The sequence below is a fragment of the SAR86 cluster bacterium genome (assembly GCA_023703575.1).
In the GTDB taxonomy this organism is placed as follows: domain Bacteria; phylum Pseudomonadota; class Gammaproteobacteria; order Magnimaribacterales; family Magnimaribacteraceae; genus Magnimaribacter.
In genome coordinates, this window is sequence record CP097969.1 from 1,416,029 (window position 1) to 1,434,569 (window position 18,541).

21 protein-coding genes and 1 tRNA gene are annotated in these 18,541 nt (G+C 33.4%); 13 read left to right on the top strand and 9 right to left on the bottom strand.

Annotation, left to right across the window (positions count from 1 at the left end):
* Position 1 precedes the first annotated feature (1 nt).
* Entirely contained in the window at positions 2–430 is a 429-nt protein-coding gene (locus tag M9C83_07200) for a hypothetical protein (protein ID URQ66428.1), read from the bottom strand.
* A 128-nt stretch (positions 431–558) separates the two neighbouring features.
* Between M9C83_07200 and M9C83_07205 the strand changes: the two genes are divergently transcribed.
* Positions 559–1,026: a tetratricopeptide repeat protein gene (locus M9C83_07205; GenBank protein ID URQ66429.1), complete on the top strand. Its 468-nt coding sequence runs from the start codon at positions 559–561 to the stop codon at positions 1,024–1,026.
* Between the two features lie 73 nt (positions 1,027–1,099).
* Here the strand turns inward: M9C83_07205 and M9C83_07210 are convergent, their stop codons facing one another.
* From M9C83_07210 to M9C83_07230, 5 genes are all read right to left on the bottom strand, one after another.
* Positions 1,100–2,002 (bottom strand): ABC transporter substrate-binding protein, encoded by a 903-nt coding sequence (locus tag M9C83_07210; GenBank protein URQ66430.1) that lies wholly within the window; start codon positions 2,000–2,002, stop codon positions 1,100–1,102.
* A 24-nt stretch (positions 2,003–2,026) separates the two neighbouring features.
* Entirely contained in the window at positions 2,027–2,476 is a 450-nt protein-coding gene (locus M9C83_07215) for a nuclear transport factor 2 family protein (protein URQ66431.1), read from the bottom strand.
* A gap of 99 nt (positions 2,477–2,575) precedes the next feature.
* Positions 2,576–2,651 (bottom strand) — tRNA-Lys (locus tag M9C83_07220).
* A 13-nt stretch (positions 2,652–2,664) separates the two neighbouring features.
* Positions 2,665–3,093, bottom strand: coding sequence for a DUF3429 domain-containing protein (locus tag M9C83_07225; GenBank protein URQ66432.1), 429 nt, complete (start codon positions 3,091–3,093; stop codon positions 2,665–2,667).
* A gap of 2 nt (positions 3,094–3,095) precedes the next feature.
* Complete coding sequence (locus M9C83_07230; protein ID URQ66433.1) at positions 3,096–4,493, bottom strand: deoxyribodipyrimidine photo-lyase/cryptochrome family protein; 1,398 nt, start codon at positions 4,491–4,493, stop codon at positions 3,096–3,098.
* A 120-nt stretch (positions 4,494–4,613) separates the two neighbouring features.
* Here M9C83_07230 and M9C83_07235 point away from each other — a divergent pair, with 120 nt between their 5' ends.
* Both M9C83_07235 and M9C83_07240 read left to right on the top strand, forming a co-directional pair.
* Positions 4,614–5,828, top strand: a complete 1,215-nt coding sequence (locus M9C83_07235; GenBank protein ID URQ66434.1) for an ecdysteroid 22-kinase family protein — start codon at positions 4,614–4,616, stop codon at positions 5,826–5,828.
* A 40-nt stretch (positions 5,829–5,868) separates the two neighbouring features.
* A complete protein-coding gene (locus M9C83_07240; protein ID URQ66435.1) occupies positions 5,869–6,585 on the top strand; it encodes a histidine phosphatase family protein in 717 nt (238 codons plus the stop codon).
* On the opposite strand, the gene M9C83_07245 is transcribed toward M9C83_07240, so the two are convergent.
* A complete protein-coding gene (locus M9C83_07245) occupies positions 6,566–7,363 on the bottom strand; it encodes an alpha/beta hydrolase (protein URQ66436.1) in 798 nt (265 codons plus the stop codon). The two genes, M9C83_07240 and M9C83_07245, sit on opposite strands and share 20 nt — an antisense overlap.
* 247 nt (positions 7,364–7,610) lie before the next feature.
* On the opposite strand from M9C83_07245, the gene M9C83_07250 reads away from it, so the two are divergent.
* Positions 7,611–8,675, top strand: coding sequence for a glycoside hydrolase family 5 protein (locus tag M9C83_07250; protein ID URQ66437.1), 1,065 nt, complete (start codon positions 7,611–7,613; stop codon positions 8,673–8,675).
* Between the two features lie 3 nt (positions 8,676–8,678).
* On the opposite strand, the gene M9C83_07255 is transcribed toward M9C83_07250, so the two are convergent.
* Positions 8,679–9,197, bottom strand: coding sequence for an HNH endonuclease (locus tag M9C83_07255; GenBank protein URQ66438.1), 519 nt, complete (start codon positions 9,195–9,197; stop codon positions 8,679–8,681).
* An 89-nt stretch (positions 9,198–9,286) separates the two neighbouring features.
* Between M9C83_07255 and M9C83_07260 the strand changes: the two genes are divergently transcribed.
* On the top strand, positions 9,287–9,883 hold the full coding sequence (locus M9C83_07260; protein URQ66439.1) for a hypothetical protein: 597 nt from the start codon (positions 9,287–9,289) through the stop codon (positions 9,881–9,883).
* On the opposite strand, the gene M9C83_07265 is transcribed toward M9C83_07260, so the two are convergent.
* The gene (locus M9C83_07265; protein URQ66440.1) at positions 9,884–10,813 is read right to left on the bottom strand and encodes a putative sulfate exporter family transporter; all 930 of its coding nucleotides are present in this window, start codon (positions 10,811–10,813) and stop codon (positions 9,884–9,886) included.
* Between the two features lie 175 nt (positions 10,814–10,988).
* Here M9C83_07265 and zigA point away from each other — a divergent pair, with 175 nt between their 5' ends.
* The 8 genes from zigA (at position 10,989) to M9C83_07305 (ending at position 18,506) form a co-directional block, all read left to right on the top strand.
* A complete protein-coding gene (zigA, locus tag M9C83_07270) occupies positions 10,989–12,194 on the top strand; it encodes a zinc metallochaperone GTPase ZigA (GenBank protein ID URQ67409.1) in 1,206 nt (401 codons plus the stop codon).
* 19 nt (positions 12,195–12,213) lie between these two features.
* Positions 12,214–12,831 carry a DUF1826 domain-containing protein gene (locus tag M9C83_07275; GenBank protein URQ66441.1) on the top strand — a complete coding sequence of 206 codons (618 nt, stop codon included), beginning with the start codon at positions 12,214–12,216 and terminating at the stop codon, positions 12,829–12,831.
* Between the two features lie 68 nt (positions 12,832–12,899).
* On the top strand, positions 12,900–13,370 hold the full coding sequence (locus M9C83_07280; protein URQ66442.1) for a DUF411 domain-containing protein: 471 nt from the start codon (positions 12,900–12,902) through the stop codon (positions 13,368–13,370).
* Positions 13,371–13,452: 82 nt separating this feature from the next.
* Positions 13,453–14,292, top strand: a complete 840-nt coding sequence (locus tag M9C83_07285) for a hypothetical protein (GenBank protein ID URQ66443.1) — start codon at positions 13,453–13,455, stop codon at positions 14,290–14,292.
* Positions 14,293–14,416: 124 nt separating this feature from the next.
* Entirely contained in the window at positions 14,417–15,610 is a 1,194-nt protein-coding gene (locus M9C83_07290) for an FAD-dependent oxidoreductase (GenBank protein URQ66444.1), read from the top strand.
* On the top strand, positions 15,603–16,343 hold the full coding sequence (locus M9C83_07295) for a DUF1365 domain-containing protein (protein ID URQ66445.1): 741 nt from the start codon (positions 15,603–15,605) through the stop codon (positions 16,341–16,343). Before M9C83_07290 ends, M9C83_07295 begins: the two co-directional genes overlap by 8 nt.
* Positions 16,333–17,496: a cyclopropane-fatty-acyl-phospholipid synthase family protein gene (locus tag M9C83_07300; protein URQ66446.1), complete on the top strand. Its 1,164-nt coding sequence runs from the start codon at positions 16,333–16,335 to the stop codon at positions 17,494–17,496. Before M9C83_07295 ends, M9C83_07300 begins: the two co-directional genes overlap by 11 nt.
* Positions 17,493–18,506 (top strand): class I SAM-dependent methyltransferase, encoded by a 1,014-nt coding sequence (locus M9C83_07305; GenBank protein URQ66447.1) that lies wholly within the window; start codon positions 17,493–17,495, stop codon positions 18,504–18,506. The genes M9C83_07300 and M9C83_07305 overlap by 4 nt, the downstream gene beginning before the upstream one ends.
* Positions 18,507–18,541 lie beyond the last annotated feature (35 nt).

The following is an 18,541-nucleotide window of genomic DNA, read 5'->3' on the forward strand; positions in this document are numbered from 1 at the left end:
CTTATAAATAAGAACTAAACCTTTCCGATCTCCAAGAATTGATGAGGTCTTTGGAAGATTCATCTCTGGAAAACCAAACCTTGTCTGATTCATTATTTATCTGATGAACCTTGAGTTCTTCTAGTCCTGAAGGTGATGAATCATTAAAAAACTCCATCATGAATTTTGCATATAAATTTCGTTGGTTTAACTCCAACAAATAGTTTGACACTCTTTTTATCTCTTGTATTTCTCTGTAGTGATAAATATACAGAAAAGAATCCTCAGCTTGATTTTCCTCTGTAAAGATCGGATCATCTTTGAGAACAAGTTCCTTAAATTTATCGCGTACCTCAGACATATCTAATTTCTTTAAATCAAGGTTTAACTCCTCTTTAAAAAATACCTCAAAGTCTTTATGGGTTTTTTCTATTTGTTCACTTATCTTCAAAATAAACACGCTCCAACAAAATTTTTTATGTGACAAAGAGATACTTTAAAACTTTCAAAAAAACCTGAATGCTTTAAAATTATGTTCATTGCTGCTTGCCTGCCTGAATTTATATTCTTAAATATTATATGAAAAAATTCTTAAAAGTTGGTCTGATTATTTTGACACTCTCTTCGCTAGTGGCTATGCCAATAAAAGCAGCAAAATACGACAAAAAAAAGCCATCAGACCTTTATTCAAAAGCGATAGAACATCTAGACAAAAACCAATATGGTAAAGCTCAAAAGGTACTCCGAATCTATACTAGAAAAAAGAAAGATGATGCTGACGGATGGACACTCCTAGCCTTCTCGTCAAGAAAACTCGGCAGTTATGCAAATGCCGAAAAATACTATGAAAAAGCTTTAGATTTAGATCCCGAGAACAAAGCAGCCCTAGAATATCAAGGAGAGCTTTTTGTTGTACTAGATAAACTTCAGTTGGCTAATGAAAATTTGAATAAACTAAAGACTTTATGTCCAGATTCATGCGATGAATTGGAAAAACTAGAAGATTTTATCTCCAGTAAAATAGAGAAAGAAAAAATTAATATCTAATTGATATCCCTAACTCTAAATATCAGAGTTGCTATCATTGAAATGAGTTATGAATTATTTATTGAATAAATTATTAAAATTCTAAATCTATGTAGAATTGACTACTTTTGAGATTAAAGCTTTCTATCTCTTTAGATTTAATCCATTTAAAGAAATCGTCAAAGACTTTAGGATCGATTTTTCCGAAACTTTCATCATCACCGAAGTAATCTTTTGAAAACTCCAAAGAATTAACCAAATCAATATTTCTTTCCTCAAGAGGGACATTAGGTCTCAGGATGTTAGTTGACTCCTCAGTATGTTTGAAAGAATACAACAAACCTTTTTTTGTTGCCGAGAGAAATCTTCTTAGTTCATCCTTACTTCTCTCGATCAATAAGTGAGGTACAACTATCAATGGTGAATATGAATAAGGAATTCCGTAATCTTCTAATTTAAAAAACTTAAAGTTAGGTCTCTGTATACCTTCCCAATTGAGAAATATCCAAGTTGCATCTAAATTTTGATTAATCAAAGCATTCCATACCCCTAGTCTATCGGGATAATGTATGTCTAAATCACCTACTCCTCCATCTTTTTTAATTAATTCTTTTACAATTAGATCTTCGTATCTAGCTCCATAAGATGCATAAGACTTTGAATCCAGGTCCATTGGTCTATTAACATTTGAATCTTCTCGAACAGCAATAGCGCTAACATCTCTTTGGAAAAGAGTAGCTATTGCCATTAAACTAAAAGGTGAATCTTTTGTTCTAAAACTTATTATTGACTCTGTTGGACACAGGGCAATATCAGCCAAGCCCAATTCCACTTTTTTCGCAGGTGAATGTTCGTAATTATCAGCTTCAGGTGAAATTATCTCTAAATCTATTCCCTTCTCTTGATAAAACTCTTTTTTTTGAGCAACAAAAAAACCGATATGGTTAATATTTGGAGTCCAGTCTAGGGCAAGCTTAAAAGTTTTTGGTCTTTTCAATGCAGGTAAACCCTCAATAGGCTATTACATTGGAGAGTTATGTGTATGCGCTATTCCCCAATTTCCATCTTCCTCAACTAATACGAGAGTAATGTACGTAAATGTTGGTGGACTCATCTCGCCCATACTCGGAATAAAATCTGTTCGCCTCACAAAATCTGCAATAGCTACCTCGCCATAAATTCTCACTTCTGGAGAAGATATAGTAGAAATTAACTTTAAGTCAGGATCTCGTGAAAGGCTTGCAGCCCTTCTCTCCTTTTGAATCATTAAATTCTCTGCCTGATTAGGCCATCTTTTGGAGGTTATCATAACCCGATCATCCCTTATTAGTTCTGCCTGAGCATCAAGGTCACCCTCTAAGGCAGACCATTTATATATCGTATCCAGGACATCCTTTTCGGAACTGAAACTAAAAAACGATAAGCTTGATAAAAATATTACACTTATTATTTTAGAAATTAAATTTTTCATTATGTACTCCTTTACATTACAAAATTTATATTTTGGATTTAAACTGCCAGTGAATGATAAATCAAGACCTTTAGGTTAAGCCGACACTGAATATAACCATGGTGCCCCCTGTAGGACTCGAACCTACGACCAAGTGATTAAGAGTCACCTGCTCTACCAACTGAGCTAAGGAGGCAATAATAGTTTTTTTACCAAGTGTAAGTTGCTAAACAAACGATATAAGAAATAGTTACCAATATGGTCAAATTTGCTCTTAAGTTTCTATATTTCACTTGCTTCATCTTCTCTGAGACTCTCAATTCAAATAGATAGAATAAAATAAATGTAAGGAGACTTAGGCATAGACTGTAATAAAGAAACATATTGGAGAGTGCAATTATCAAAAAACCGGCTAGTGAAACTAAAATACCCACTATTAATGAAAGATTATTTTCATCCTCTCCTTCCCATCCCCAAGTCATACCTCCTAGGAAAGATAGTATTACACCTCCGTAAAATGATAAAATTAGATTGAAGACATAACCCTCAGGAAAATCTAAAAAGAGCGGATAAAAGGATAAAAAAATAAAGGGAATAACCCCCAGATATCCTAATATTCGTCTAGTTCTAATGTTCATTTTTAACTTCTTTTTCTACTGCCATGTTTATAATAAACAGATCTAGCAATCTTTTTAAACTCATCTCCTTTTCTTATTGACCAAATAGTATCTCTTGCATATTTTGCTGATTGTTTTAAGTCTACGACTGGAGAAATGTAAGCTGTCTGTAAATCTGCGGAATGTATTTTTTTTGGATCAATATCATTGAGACTTGGGATTATTTGTTTTATCCATTTTGCTTCAGGATCTTGATCTAAGCTCTGTTTATTGACTGAATAAATTCTAGGTAGATTTATTCCAGTAACTCCACTTTGCATCTGTACTTGGGGAATGTGTATACCTGGTTCATAGTCGACAAACAGTTCTCCAAGCAAAGGAGATGTGGATTGCCATGGCTGCCATAAATTATAAGATGCAAATGACATGATCATCGCTCTCATTCTAAAATTGATCCAACCCTTTTCTCTAAGATAAAGCATACATGCATCCATAAAAGGAAATCCTGTTTTACCATTAATCCATCTATCAATAAATTCTTTATTCTCAGATTCTCTGAGGTTATCACACATTCTGTGCATGGAATTAAATTCCAACTCGGGTTCTGTTTCCAATTTTTGTATGAAATGACAATGCCAATATAATCTTTTCCTGAACGAATAGAGATCTCTCTTGAATTGTGATTGAGGATAATAAGACTCAAGTTTTTGATATATTTCCCTAATCGATATTGTACCGAATGCTATGTGAGGAGAAAGTCTTGAACATGATTCTTCAGCTTCATGAGGGCTGGACATTTTTTTTGAATACCCTTCAGATCTCATCTCAAAGAAAGATTCAAGTAACACATTTGCTTCTTTTGTACCTCCTTTCTGAAAACTTTTTTGAATGATATTCTGGGAATCTAAAAAGTCATCGAGAGTCATTAAATCTGTAGGTTCATGGTTAAGATTAGATTTTGGTAGCTCAAGTCGTTCTTTTCTCATTTGTTTATTCCAATCATAAGACCACCTGTCTCTATTAAATTGCTGAGTTTGTATTCCAAAATCTTCATATACTTTTAGTCTTTGAGATTCCTTATAAATATTCTTGAATTTGCTCATTTGATCTCTGAAATAGGATGTATCAGTAGAATGATTAAGATGAATCCTTGACTCGGGATAGTTTGTCTCAATATAAGTTGTTAAATCAGAATAACTACCCTGAAAAATCTCAATACATGAATTAAGTTTAGTAAGGCCTATTTGAAGTTCTTTCAAACAATCTACAAAAAATGAAAATTGTCTTGGAGATCGCCCATCTGACGACCAGTAATGTTTGTCATAAACATAGAGAACTCGATAATTCTGCTTTTGGGAACCGTGGAAAAGAGCTGAATTGTCCTCTAATCTCAGATTTCTATGTAGTATGATAATATCCACTTTGAACAAGTGAGCGCGGACGTATTTTACTTGATTGCGTAGTAATTAATAGTCCTGAAATATTCATCGAAGTTATAGACTTTATGATGTAAATATAATCTTTAAAAAGGAGTTTTTTTAGTGAATAAAGTATCAAGAGATTTTCCTCTTCATCCTGAAGAGGTTACGAATGAGTTTCTCTCGAAGTGTTTTAACGGAAAAGTCATATCATTTGAATTAGATACGAGCATGACAGCTGGCGGAGTTTTAGCGGATGCATTTAGAGTCTTTAATATTTCTTATGATGGAATTAATGATCTTCCAAAAAGCTGTTTTCTTAAATGTACAAAAGAAATTCCGGAAGTTGTTGAAATGTGTTTATCTACTCAAGTATATGCAAAAGAAGTTTATTTTTACTCGACTCTCATTCATAAAGTAAAAGATGTCATTAGAGTTCCGGAATGTTATGGAATCTTCAAAGCAGATGATGATATTGAATGTAAGGAATTTTGCTTAGTTCTAGAAGATTTTGATGAAGATAATTGGGTTCCATTTGATCAGTTTGATAATCCCATGACTTATGACGATACAATTCAATTCATGAAGGACCTTGGGTACTTTCATGCAGCTTGCTGGGGGGAACCTGTATCGAATGATGCTGGATTGGGACCCTTTAGAGCCCACTGGCAAAATTTAAATGATGATTATTGGGAAGACGGAGAAACAACGTGGGACAGAGCTGTCCCTAAATGGGAAGACGTTTATGGGGAATCACTGCTTTCAATGGTAAGTGATGAGGTAGGTGAAACAATAAAAAAACTTGTGGATATTTATGCCTCCAAAAACGGAAAAAAAATACAAGAAGAATTACTCAAGGAACTGCAAAAGAGGCCACGAACGATTACTCATGGTGATGCACGAGGGAATAATATCTTTAAATCTAAGAATGATGGCAGCATGGGAATAATAGATTGGCAGATGTGGGTAGCTGGCCCAGCAAGTAATGAATTCGGACAAGTTTGGTTTAATTCATTTTCATTGGATAGCGGAATGATACACAGGCTCGATGAAATGACATCGATATATTATGAGGCCATGATTTCTAAGAAACCTGAAATTAAAGACGAATATCCTTATGAAGTTCTCCTTGATGATCTTAAGCTTCTTTTTATTAATATATGGCCTGAATATTTGGGCTTCACAGTTGGATCTATTGATGGATATAAGGATCCCGAACAACTCAAATCAAAAGAAAACTGGAGAGAGATGATGAAGCGAAATATGGAAACTGTTCATTATTCAGGATGTCTTGAGTCTTTTGAGAATTTTATTTCCAAACTTGGTCTCGATAATTGAGCTTTAATAAAGCTTTTCATAGGTATTAAGAGTTAACGATATGAAAGAAAATATGTCTTTAGATGGACTTACAAGAAAAAGAATTTATTTATTTAGGCATGGAGAAGTAAATTATATGCCCTCAGGTAAAGTTGTTGCAGATCCAAATTTAGTAGACTTAACTGACAAAGGTCTTTTGCAAGCGAAGTTAATTGATGAGAATACAAAGGATATATATTTTGAAAGAATTCTTAGTTCAGGCTTACCGAGAACTCTTCAGACAGGTGCTCATATGGCCAAAAGAAGGAACATAATTATAGAAGCTTATCCAGAGCTGAGAGAATACCAATGGGATCCTAAATCTTTTAGAGATAATGATGTAAAAAAATTTGGATATCTATTTGAAAGCTCTAAGTCAAAAAATGCAATAGGTGGAATTGAAGAAGCAGACGAATTTTATAATAGAGTAACAAATCAATTAGAAAAAATTTTACAAGAAGATTGGAGTCAAATTGCCATTGTTTTACATGGTGCAGTTAATGCTGCAATCATGTGTTGGTTAAATGACATTGATATAAGTCTAGCATCGAAATTTGATCAGGATCATGCCGCTTTGAACATTATTGATATCGATAAAAATAAAAGTGGTGACATCGTAAGAAAATCAATAAGACGTTATAACATTCCTCCAGACTTATCTAATATAGACTCCGACATTAGATCTTCCTGGGAATCTACAGCAAGCAAAATAATTAGCTTTAATGAGTCAGCCAGTTAATTATGTCCTGGAAGGCATTGGTATCCTGTATTAGAAATAAATGACCCCCTTCATAGAACTCTAACTTACTATTACGAATTTTTTGATGCATCTTCTCCATGTTTAACATAGGAGCTATACCATCATATTTGCCTCCCAATAAAAAAGTTGGAATGTTGATATCATCTAAATCTGAGTAAGTATTATGGTCCTTTCTTGCCAGGAGTTGTTTAAGGAGGTTTCTTGGCTTTGGTTTAAATGCGTTCCTATTTTTTGCCTGTTCTTTTATAGATCGCCATAAATCCTTATTTTGCTCTATCCATTCATCAGTAATTCTTAGATCATTTATTTTGATACTTTTCTCAAGTTTCTCCTCTTCACTCAACTCTTCTAATATGTGTAAAGGATAAGAAGAGCCACCCTCTCCACCTGAGGAAGTGCAAGCCAAGACTAGTTTACTTACTCTAGATGAATGCCTTTTTATAAATTCTTGAGCAACCATGCCACCAAAAGAAACACCCATAACCGGAATAGTATTTATTTGAAGGACATCAAGAAGATGAGCAGCATCATCAGCATATTGTTGCATTGAATAAGCTCCAGATGGGCTAGATGTCTGACCTAAGCCTCTTTGATCATAACTAATAATTTCAAAATATTCTGAAAGAGGTGAATGAAGCTGATTAGGCTTATTACGTAAGTCTCCACCTGTTCCTCCTATAAACAATAATGGCCCATTAGAGCGAGGTGCACTCCTTTCAAAATATATATCTAACTCTTTTGTGCTTATAATGGTCATGCTCAGTCAGTATGAATTATAGAATAAAAAAATTATGAAAAAGTCTTTTATACTAACCGTGTTTATCACTTTATTCGTTTATCCATCAACTTCATTTGCAAATGAGTTCAGTCTCTTTATAAAACCCTGTAAAAGTTGTGAATGGTTAACCTATTCCACTCCTTTTCGTCTTAAAGAGCAATGTGAAATAGCAAGACAAGGTATTTTTATACAAGGCATGACTAAATGTCTAAAGACTGACTAAATAATGACTAAATGGACAGAGTCGGAAGCCTTTAAATGGTATAAAGACCAAGATTGGATAGTTGGATGCAACTATCTACCCAGTAATGCAATAAATCAGCTGGAAATGTTTCAACCAGAAACATTTGATATTGAAATTAATGAGAGGGAATTATCTTGGGCAAATAATTTAGGCTTTAACTCAGTTAGAGTTTATCTGCATGACTTACTTTGGAATGATCCAGAAACTTTTAAAAATATCTTAGATCAATTTCTAGATATTTGTGCCCAAAATAAGATAAGGCCAATGTTAGTTTTATTTGATGACTGTCACAGACCTTATCCAAAACTTGGTGTCCAACCCAAACCAGTCAAAGGTGTTCATAATTCAGGTTGGAAGCAAAGCCCAGGTATGGCCCTTGTAAGTGAAATTCATGATAATGATAGTCATCCAGGAATTCCTAGACTTAAGAGTTTTGTTCAAGAAATACTCGAGCACTATGGCGATGATCAGAGAATTCTTCTTTGGGATATTTACAATGAACCTGGTCAATTTGGAATAGGTGACAAATCTTTAGCTTTATTAAAATTAGTTTGGGAATGGGCACTGGAAGTAAGGCCCTCCCAACCATTAACAGCCTGTTTAGATGGCTCCGTAGGTGAAGAGATTATTCAATTAAATCAAAAAAACTCTGATGTAATTACTTTTCACACTTACGAGGGCGAAAAACTTCAAGAGACAATCGACAGACTAAAAAATTTCAATAGACCTTTAATATGTACTGAGTATATGGCTAGAGAATTTGGGTCAACTTTTGAATTTAGCTTACCTATTTTTAAAAAAAATAATATTGGATGTTTTAACTGGGGACTCGTAGCTGGAAAAAGCCAAACACATTTTGGCTGGTCTACAATCTTAGACCTAAAAAAGAAAAAGGAAGAAGGTGATTTTTTAAATGAAGGTGATGATATACCTGAGCCTGAAGTATGGTTTCATGACATTTTAAGAGCTGATGGTAGCCCTTACTCTTCGGAAGAGGAGATTTTTATAAAAGAAATGACTTCTTCCAAGACCTTAGTTTGGGAGTAGATTTCAATCGATATCAATATACTTTGTCCATTCCTCATCTCTAAAGTTATAAGACGAATCTAAATAAGATCTCATCATATGCTTTAAGGTTGGCTTCTTAGGCGTCGTCAATGGCTTCAAATCAGAATTCCCTTTTTTGTTATTACAAACTTTACACGAAGTAGTGACATTCTCCCAAGACGTATCGCCTCCTTTAGAAATTGGAATTACATGATCTAAAGTAAGGTCATTTCTCGGAAATTTTTTTTCACAGTACTGGCATACATAATTATCCCTGAAAAAAACATTAGATCTCGAAAACTTTACCTCTTTTTTTAGATGATGATAATTTGAGAGCATGATTATGCTTGGAACATTGAAGGCCATGCTTGGAGACCTTACAACCCAATCACTATGATCTTTCACAACGAAGACTTTTCGGTTTAAAGTGAGTTTTATTGCGGAGTGCCAGTCGACTACTGAAAGTGGAAAAAAGCTCAGAGGCCTTCCGTCTCTATTCAATATCAAACAATCTGCAGACACAAAGGTAATATAATATTTTTTTTTTACTTTTTCTAGACCGATAAAGTTACTTTCTAGTTACTTTTTTTGTATGTAAAATTTATTTTAGGATGAATAAATTATTTACCTTGATAGCAGCACTTTTTATTGCTCATTCGTCATATTCTGAAGAACCTAAGAAAGTTTTATGTGAATTGGAAGGTAATTATTCCATCACTTATGATGACTTCAGAAGAAATTATTTTAATGAAGCTGTAGAGATTGCAAAAAATGTAGCTGTTACCACAACTCAATCAATATTTTTTTTAAATAGAGCAAAACAAACGCTTAATAAAGACGCATGGGATAAAAATAAAATTGATGTGATCCAATATTGGGCCTTGGATGAAAGTTCAGATGATCTCCTAAAACTAGACTATGTTGTCGAGCCTGCTCCAGTCTGGGTTACGCAAAGTGATTGGGTAAAGGAGAAAAAAGAGACCGGCATTACGGTAACTCATTTCATTGAGAATGGAGCAATGCATCCAAATTATCCTGAATATAAAGTTGATATTTATAAAATAAACAACGAGATAAATTGGTTTACTGGTAAAGCAAGAATTAAGGGAGACATTTGGCTAAAAAGAGTAGATGGTAAAAAGGGTAAAGATCCAAAAATAGAAATTCTTGCAAAAGGAAACTGCGAAAAACAAAAGAAAAAGTTTTAATTAAAGGCCTTGCACCAATAATAAAGAACTTGGAATAATTATCGACCAAATTAAGCATGCCAACGCTATCGGCTTGAATTGAAGCTTACTCAAGCTATCTCTATTTATCTGAGTTCCAATACAAAAAAGACCTATCAAAAGGCAAATTCGATTAATTTCCTTAAAGTAGTCTGTAATAATCTCATCAGGTTGGAGAAAAGAATTTAATAAAGCGGCAATCAAGAAGAATATTACAAAAAGAGGTAACCCTAGTCCTTCATTCTTACTTCTATAAAGCCAAGCTGCAAAAATTACTAAGGGGACTATCCAGATAGTCCTTGCAACTTTAAGTGTTGCAGCAACTTCAACTGATAATTCACCTACACTAGAAGCAGCGCCAACGACAGATGCCGTATCGTGTATTGCAAGTGCAACCCATGCACCAAACTGAACTTCGTTTAGTTGAATGAAGTTATTTAAGGTGGGAAATAATAAAACAGCGGCGGCATTTAATAAAAAAACTATCGTGATAGCCATTGTTAAGTCTTCTGGTCTAGCTTTAATTGAAGGTGCAACTGAAGCGATAGCAGTTCCGCCACAAACCGCTGTTCCGGAAGCCAAAAGAAAGGATAGCTTTTGAGAAACACCCAATATTTTACCGAGCAATATAACTGCACCGAATGCCAAAACCACATACAGCGAAATCCAAAAGAAATAAACTGAATTGGTCTCGTAAAGTGAATCTAAACTCAAACTGCCTCCTAAAAAAACGATGCCTGTTTGTAAAATTCTGGATCCATACTTTTGAGTAAGAAAATCTTTGGGTAATTTATAAAAGAGCGCTAGAGATATACCCAAAAATAGTGAGACTGCTGAATTACCAATCCATAAGCTTATTGCAATGATGATTATCGTAATAAAGTGAAGCATTATTGAAGTTTGGTGAGTCACATATGAAATTGATGTGTAACAACTCAATTATGAGAGTATTAATAGGATAAATCAATCTTACAACAGATCTTTCAAGCGGCAATTAACTCAAAAACTCCTTTTTTTATCAATCTTCAAGGGGGGGCTTGACAACTATGCTATGTTATTTAGATATAACTATTTTTTAAGGGCAAATATGGAAAATCTTCTGAGCAATAAACTCCCAGTTACTGTACTTTCCGGTTTCCTGGGCGCAGGTAAAACGACCGTACTAAGTCACATCTTAAATAACAGAGAAAATAAAAGAGTAGCTGTAATAGTGAATGATATGAGTGAAATTAATATAGACGCTGCTATCGTTCAAAATGAAGTTTCTTTAAACCGCAGTGAAGAGAAATTGATTGAAATGAGTAATGGTTGTATCTGCTGTACGCTTAGAGAAGATCTCCTTGAAGAGGTTAATAAACTTGCGCAAGAAGGTAGATTTGATTATCTAGTCATCGAATCCACAGGAATATCTGAACCTCTTCCTGTAGCAGAAACATTCACTTTTGAAGATGAAAACGGTGTTTCTTTGTCCGACGTAGCTAATTTGGACACAATGGTGACAATAGTTGATTCCGTAAACTTCTTAAAAGATTATGATGAAGCAAAGTATCTACAAGATACTGGTGAATCTTTAGGTGAAGAGGATGAGCGGAGTGTCGCAGACCTTCTTGTTGATCAAGTTGAATTCGCTGATATTATTTTATTGAGTAAAACCGATTTAGTTAGTCCAAAAGAAATAGAACGTTTAGAAGCCATTTTAAAAACACTTAATACTGAAGCCAAAATAGTACCTATTGCCCATGGAAAAGTTGATATAGATGAGGTTTTAGATACAGGTCTTTTCGACTTTGAGCGTGCTCAACAAGCTCCAGGTTGGTTAAAAGAAATGCGTGGTGAACACGTTCCAGAAACTGAGGAATATGGAATTGGTAGTTTCACATATGAAGCGAGAAGACCCTTTCATCCTGACAAATTTTTCAAATTTCTTCATGGTACTAAACAGTTTGGTAAGCTTATCCGCTCAAAAGGTTATTTTTGGTTAGCCACTCGTCCTGAGTTTGCAGGACAATGGAGTCAAGCTGGTGGCATTGCTCATTATGGATTTGCAGGGATGTTCTGGAAATCTGTACCGAAGAAGGATTGGCCTTTAGATGAAGAATACTTAGATGCAATTAGAAAGATGTGGGTGGAACCTTTCGGTGACATGCGTCAAGAATTGGTCTTTATTGGTCAAGGGTTAGATCAAAAAAAGATGATAGAAAGACTTGATGAGTGTCTTTTGAGCGAAGATGAAGTTCTAAAAGGTAAAGCATACTGGAAAACATTAAATGATCCGTTCCCAGCATGGCAATAAAGTTTCTTAACTCTTAATAATGATGAATTCAGTTATAGGAGATCAATTAGCCTGCTTTACAGATATACATCTTGACGACGTCGAATTAGTCAGTGTTAAAAGGCAAAAATTTGATGCCATTAAAGGTTTATCTACAAATTTTATTAAATCAAGAGAGGTCTTAAAACTTCAATGGCATCAAGATTTAAATGACTCCAGGACGATTCAAGAAATCTTCCCCGAGTCAGTAGAAACATCTTTTAGGTCAATGTTAATTGATTTGATTTTGGAAAGTGGTGAAGTGCTGGGAAGTCTTGTAGATTGTAAAAAAATTGGAGTTAAAATCGCCACTCTAAGATCACCTATGTGCCCGCTCTTTCATGTAGATAATATTAAATGCAGAATGCTCATTACTTTGTGCGGAGAGGGAACGCAATGGATCTCAAATCAAGACGTTGATTGGGAAATCTTTCTTGATAGAAAAAATAAACACATACCCATTAAGGAAAATGCAGATATTAAACAACTGGTCACAGGTCATTGGTCTTTACTTAAAGGCGGTGCTTGGAATAATAATTTTAACGGCGTCGTACACCGATCGCCTCATGATGAAAAAGATAGATTGATTTTGTCAATCGACCCCATTTTTGAACTGTGAAGCAGGATTTAACCTTTCTAGATTAGACGTTCATATTCAAAGAGGTGCAGAAAGTATAAAATAAATATATGGAAAAAATATATTCTGGTTTTTTGTTGTTTCTATTAACCTCACTCTTAGGAGCTTCTGACATCAGTAAACAAAATAGTGAATCTAATTTTGAACTACTGGTTCATAAAACTCCGACTTGTGGCTGTTGCAAAATGTGGGTTAATCACATGGAAGAGAACGGATTTATTGTAAATACAAAAGATCACCAAAGCCTTGTAAAAATTAAAGAAGAACTAAAAATAGAACCTGAGTATAGATCATGTCATACCGGAGTTTCCTTGCAAGGACACTTTTTTGAAGGGCATATTCCAAGTAAATATGTCGTACAATTTCTTTCAGAAAGTAATCCAGATGCAGTAGGCCTATCCGTTCCTGGAATGCCATTGGGCTCACCGGGCATGGAAGTTGAGGATCGTTTTACACCTTACGATGTACTTATACATTACAAAGACGGGTCAACTAAAGTTTATGCAGAAATAAGAAAATAAAATCCTTTTTCAAGCGTGTTTTCTGAATCTAGCAAATAGCTTTTAATTAAACAGGAGAGTGAATATTTATCAAAATTAGAGTATGAGTGTAAAAGTATATGGTTTTACTCACTCTCCTTGGGTACAAGCAGTCTTACTTGCCCTATATGATAAAGATTTGGAATATGATCTTCATATACGACCACCTTATGAAGTCTTCAGAAAATGGGGTGTCTACATGCCTGCAGTTTCACTAAATGAAGAACCATGGGAAATTGAGTCAACTCAAATACTTACTAAATTAGGTTATAAACCTATACTCGCTAATGAACTAAAAGCTGCCAATAATGCTTGGCAAGGAGTGCTGCATCGAACTGATAATCCATTTAAATTTTTTCAATACTTTGCTCGCGGAGGACAAATTTCTGGGTCTTTAATTAATAATATTGTAAATAACTTTCTTTTAAGCTTTGTTGCCTTCTACATGTTTGCGTTAATAAATATTGGCAAATGGACATTAAAACAAAAGGAACCTGATGACTTTGGTAACCAGTTTTTATATTGGGAAAATATACTTCACGCTTCCAAATGTCCTTTTATAGATGGCGAGAAGCCTGGAACTAGAGACTTTATTTTATTTGGGATAGTACAATGCCATTCCAGCATTCCGGTTCCAGCGCTGGAATCATTATTAAATGACGAGAGGCTAAAAAATTTACGAACATGGATATTAACAATGCAAAAAAGATTTCAGGAATACCCTTATCTTTACTCTATTAAATATTTTGAATCTAATGCATCCCAACCCAAAAGTGCTGGAATTTTCCAAATGGGAGTATTTTTCATAGGGTTATTTATAGTGTTTTTATTATTACCGATATCTATAGCTGCAGTTTTAAAATTAATGAGCAGGGTAGAGGATTATAGAATTAAACATTTTTAGTCTGAAAATCTTTTAGTCTGAAAATCCTTACGAAGGAAAATATGCTGGAAGCAATATCTTTATTCCACAGCTTGAATGCAAAGTCATCCATGATCAATTCCTATTGTCGAAAAGAGGTAATGCTATGAAAATTGCAATTATAGGATCTGGAATATCAGGCCTCTCGGCTGCTTACTATTTATCCAATGAGCATGAAGTAGACTTATTTGAAAAAGATTTGAGACTGGGTGGGCATACACATACGCACACTTTAGAGCTTGAAAAGAAAATAAGAGTTGATTCAGGCTTCATCGTGATGAATGATAGGAATTATCCACTTCTTACAGAGTTGTTTTTGAATCTGGGGGTTGAACTTCATCCAACGTCAATGTCTTTCGGAGTAGAGACAGAGAATCTTAAGTGGTGCTCAAATGATTTCCTAAAATTAAGATTTTTAAATAGTTTTAAGAAGATAAGACTTTTTGTTGAAATAATGAGATTTAATAAACTCGCATCTAATGTCGAGATAAATTCTTCTGTTGAAAATTGGCTAAGAAAAAATAATTTTTCAGATTTCTTCATCGAAAACTACATACTCCCTATGTCCTCATCGATATGGTCATCATCTCAAGAATCAATAAAAAGATTTCCTATGAAATCACTATCAAGTTTTTTTAAAAACCATGGTCTCTTAGATTTAATTAAAAGGCCACAATGGTTCACGGTCCTAGGGGGAAGCGATAACTACGTAGAAAAAATAATGAAAGTCTCTGATATAAATAATGTTATTACTGATGCTGAACTGCTTATAAAGCGAGAAGGAAAAAAAGTAACACTTCAAAATAAAGGCATAATCAGCCAATATGATTTATTAATTTTTGCCTGTCATGCAAATCAAATTGAAGAAATACTTACTGATATTTCTCCCAAGGAGACTGGAATCTTATCTATGTTTGAATATACCAGCAATAATGTGTTGCTTCATGATGATAAAAATCTTATGCCAAAGGAAGAATCTCTTTGGTCCTCTTGGAACTCTTTTAAAAGTAAAAATTATGATTACGTTACTTATTGGATGAATAATTTACAAAAATTGGATACAGAAAAAGAAATTTTTGTAACGTTAGGTAATTGCCCTGAAATAGATCAAGAGAGAGTTTTTAAAAAAATGTGTTATGAGCATCCTTTGTACAGTGAAAATACCCTTGAAGGACAAAAATACCTTAAATCTATCCAAGGGGAAAATAATACATATTTTGTTGGTGCGCATCTGGGGTACGGATTCCATGAAGATGGGATAAAATCAACGGCTGAAATGTTAAAAAATTTTAATGAATAATACAAGATTGAAATTCTTTGATGGTACTGTATTTCACAAAAGAGTGGGCTCTAACAAGCACGAGTTTAAATATACATATAAATCAGCTTTCATTGAAGAGGTCTATGATTTCAATTCAGAAAGTTTTCTATATGCGCACTCAAAAATTTTGAGTTTCGAAAAAAAATACTCTGATATGTCAGAGAAAGTTATTAAGAAAATGAGATTATTTATTAAAGAAAATAATATTAATTCTGATGCATGTCGTATTAACTTATTGAGAACTCCAAACATAGGTTTTATTAAATCTTTCAATCCCGTATGTTTTTGGTTTTTAGAAACTGATGAAGGTTGTAAATTTTTTACTGCAGAGGTTGAAAATACTTTCCATGAAAAACAAATGTATGTCATTGAGAACAAAGGAGATACGATTTCTCAAAATATCTGGATGGAAGTGAAGAAAAATATGTACGTTTCGCCATTTGCGGAAAAATCTGGATTTTATAAATTTAATCTATCTAGTGATCCTTTTGAAATAAAAATAAATCAATTTAATAAAGAAAAAAAAGCAGAAATAGTCACAAATATTAGGGGATCAATTATTCAAGCTAAAGGCCTAAGAAAATTTAGGTTTTATATAGGATTGATTTCAAGTTCTCTACTTGTGCTTCTAAGAATTCATATACAAGCATTCATTCTTTGGTTGAAAAGATTCAAAGTTTTTCCACATGGAAGTAACGGATATGCTGACTAAAGTTATTCAAAATTTTTTAAATAAAAATATCGGAAAATTAGAAAAAGAAAATCTTTCTTTAGTTCTTCCAAATGAGAAAAAAATTCAATTAGGAGATAATCTAGACTCTCTAGAAATTCGTTTTAACTCATGGCTTGGTGTATGGCTTATTCTAAGACGGGGTGCTTTAGGACTGACTGAAGGATATATGAAAAATTATTGGCAAACAGATAAATTAATGGAATTGATGGATTATCTTCCTAAAAATTTAAATGCGCTTTCAAAAATCTCAAATGGAATACTTTTTTTTAATATCTTCGCAAGAATTAATCACTTCCTTAATAAAAATACTATCAAAGGAAGTAGGAAAAATATTGAAGCACACTATGATCTAGGTAATGACTTTTTTAGTCTTTGGCTGGATAACACTATGACTTATTCTTCAGGAATATTTTATCAAGATACAAAAAGCCTTTGTGAAGCTCAAAATAATAAATATCAATCAATCTTGGATTTACTGGACTTAAAAGAGGGATCGAAAATACTCGAAATTGGATGTGGCTGGGGAGGATTCCTAGAATATGCAACCAAAAAGGGTTTTGATGTTAAGGGAATAACAATATCACCAAGCCAACTTGAGTTTGCAAAAACTAGGCTTCAAAAAATTAAAGAAAACCCTGAGATAGAGCTTATAGATTATAGAAAAGTTTCGGGAAAATATGATGCTATTGTATCGATTGAGATGTTCGAGGCTGTTGGATCGCAATATTGGGATACATTTTTCTCCAAAATTAAATCATTATTAAAAAAAGATGGTAAAGCAGCTATCCAAACTATAACTATTGGAGATCATTTATTTGAATACTATAAAAATAATCCTGATTTTATTCAGACATATATTTTTCCTGGAGGTATGCTTGCCAGTAATCAAATAATTCATAATCTTGCCGAAAAAAATGAACTCAAATCAGAAATCCAAATAGATTTTTCCCAATCTTATGCAAAAACATTAGAGACATGGTTCGACAATTTTCAAAAATACTGGCAGCAAATCGAAACTTTAAACTTCGATAAAAAATTTAAGAATACTTGGGATATGTATCTTGCTTATTGTAGAGGCGGGTTCTTAAATGAAAGAATCTCTGTTTCACAATATTTATTGGAAAATAAATGACAAAAATAATATTACATTTAACAGAAAAAGGATTTGTTCCAGATTTTATAATAAAAAAAGCCGCTCTTTATTTATCTAAGAGAAGGCTTGCGGAACCAGGTATCGGCAAGAATAAGGAAAAAGTAATCAAATTACTATCAGATGGAGACGTTGCGGAAAAAACAGTTGATGCAAACGAACAACACTATGAGGTACCTCCAGAATTTTTTAAAAAAGTTCTTGGAAAGAGATTGAAATATTCATGCTCATTATTTAATGACAGAGTAAGTTTAGATGAAGCTGAAGTAAAAATGTTGGATTTGTATATTGATCGAGCCGGTATAAAAAATGGTCAAGAAATCTTAGATCTTGGTTGTGGATGGGGTAGTTTTTCGTTATACGTTGCAGCAAAATTTCCTGAGTCAAAAATAACTTCGCTAAGTAATTCAATAGATCAAATTAATTTTATTAATAATCAGGCAGAAACAAGAAATCTAAAGAATATAAATGCTCTTAAGATGGATGTAAATGAACTGACTTTAAATAAGAAATTTGATCGTATTCTTTCTATTGAAATGTTTGAACATCTCAGGAATTATCAATCAATACTAGCCTCTTTGAGTAATCTTCTTTTGGAGGATGGAAAGTTATTTATCCATATTTTTTGTAATAAAGAAGTAGCTTATTTTTATGAAGTTAAAAATGATCTTGACTGGATGACTAAATATTTCTTTTTGGGGGGAATAATGCCAAGTAGAGATATTTTTAGTTACTTTAATGAAAATCTAACCTTGGTAAATCAGTGGGATGTTAATGGTAATCATTACTCTAGAACTTCAAAGGGGTGGCTTGAAAATCTTTACAGAAATAAAAAAGAAATAATGGATATTTTCAGAGATCATTACGATGAACCTATAATTTGGTTCAATAGATGGAGAGTATTTTTTCTTACTTGCGAAGTTTTTTTCGGAATGAATAAAGGGAATGAGTTTTTTGTTTCACATTACCTTTTTGAAAAGGCTAAATCTTAATTTGAACGAATATTAAATCAAAATATTTTAAGTAA

Bases quoted from the DNA above. Each gene is read 5' to 3' on its own strand.
- M9C83_07205 (URQ66429.1), top strand. From the start codon at position 559: ATGAAAAAATTCTTAAAAGTTGGTCTGATTATTTTGACACTCTCTTCG.
- M9C83_07215 (URQ66431.1), bottom strand. From the start codon at position 2,476: ATGAAAAATTTAATTTCTAAAATAATAAGTGTAATATTTTTATCAAGC.
- M9C83_07225 (URQ66432.1), bottom strand. From the start codon at position 3,093: ATGAACATTAGAACTAGACGAATATTAGGATATCTGGGGGTTATTCCC.
- M9C83_07240 (URQ66435.1), top strand. From the start codon at position 5,869: ATGAAAGAAAATATGTCTTTAGATGGACTTACAAGAAAAAGAATTTAT.
- M9C83_07245 (URQ66436.1), bottom strand. From the start codon at position 7,363: ATGACCATTATAAGCACAAAAGAGTTAGATATATATTTTGAAAGGAGT.
- M9C83_07250 (URQ66437.1), top strand. From the start codon at position 7,611: ATGACTAAATGGACAGAGTCGGAAGCCTTTAAATGGTATAAAGACCAA.
- M9C83_07260 (URQ66439.1), top strand. From the start codon at position 9,287: ATGAATAAATTATTTACCTTGATAGCAGCACTTTTTATTGCTCATTCG.
- zigA (URQ67409.1), top strand. From the start codon at position 10,989: ATGGAAAATCTTCTGAGCAATAAACTCCCAGTTACTGTACTTTCCGGT.
- M9C83_07275 (URQ66441.1), top strand. From the start codon at position 12,214: ATGATGAATTCAGTTATAGGAGATCAATTAGCCTGCTTTACAGATATA.
- M9C83_07280 (URQ66442.1), top strand. From the start codon at position 12,900: ATGGAAAAAATATATTCTGGTTTTTTGTTGTTTCTATTAACCTCACTC.
- M9C83_07285 (URQ66443.1), top strand. From the start codon at position 13,453: ATGAGTGTAAAAGTATATGGTTTTACTCACTCTCCTTGGGTACAAGCA.
- M9C83_07290 (URQ66444.1), top strand. From the start codon at position 14,417: ATGAAAATTGCAATTATAGGATCTGGAATATCAGGCCTCTCGGCTGCT.
- M9C83_07295 (URQ66445.1), top strand. From the start codon at position 15,603: ATGAATAATACAAGATTGAAATTCTTTGATGGTACTGTATTTCACAAA.
- M9C83_07300 (URQ66446.1), top strand. From the start codon at position 16,333: ATGCTGACTAAAGTTATTCAAAATTTTTTAAATAAAAATATCGGAAAA.
- M9C83_07305 (URQ66447.1), top strand. From the start codon at position 17,493: ATGACAAAAATAATATTACATTTAACAGAAAAAGGATTTGTTCCAGAT.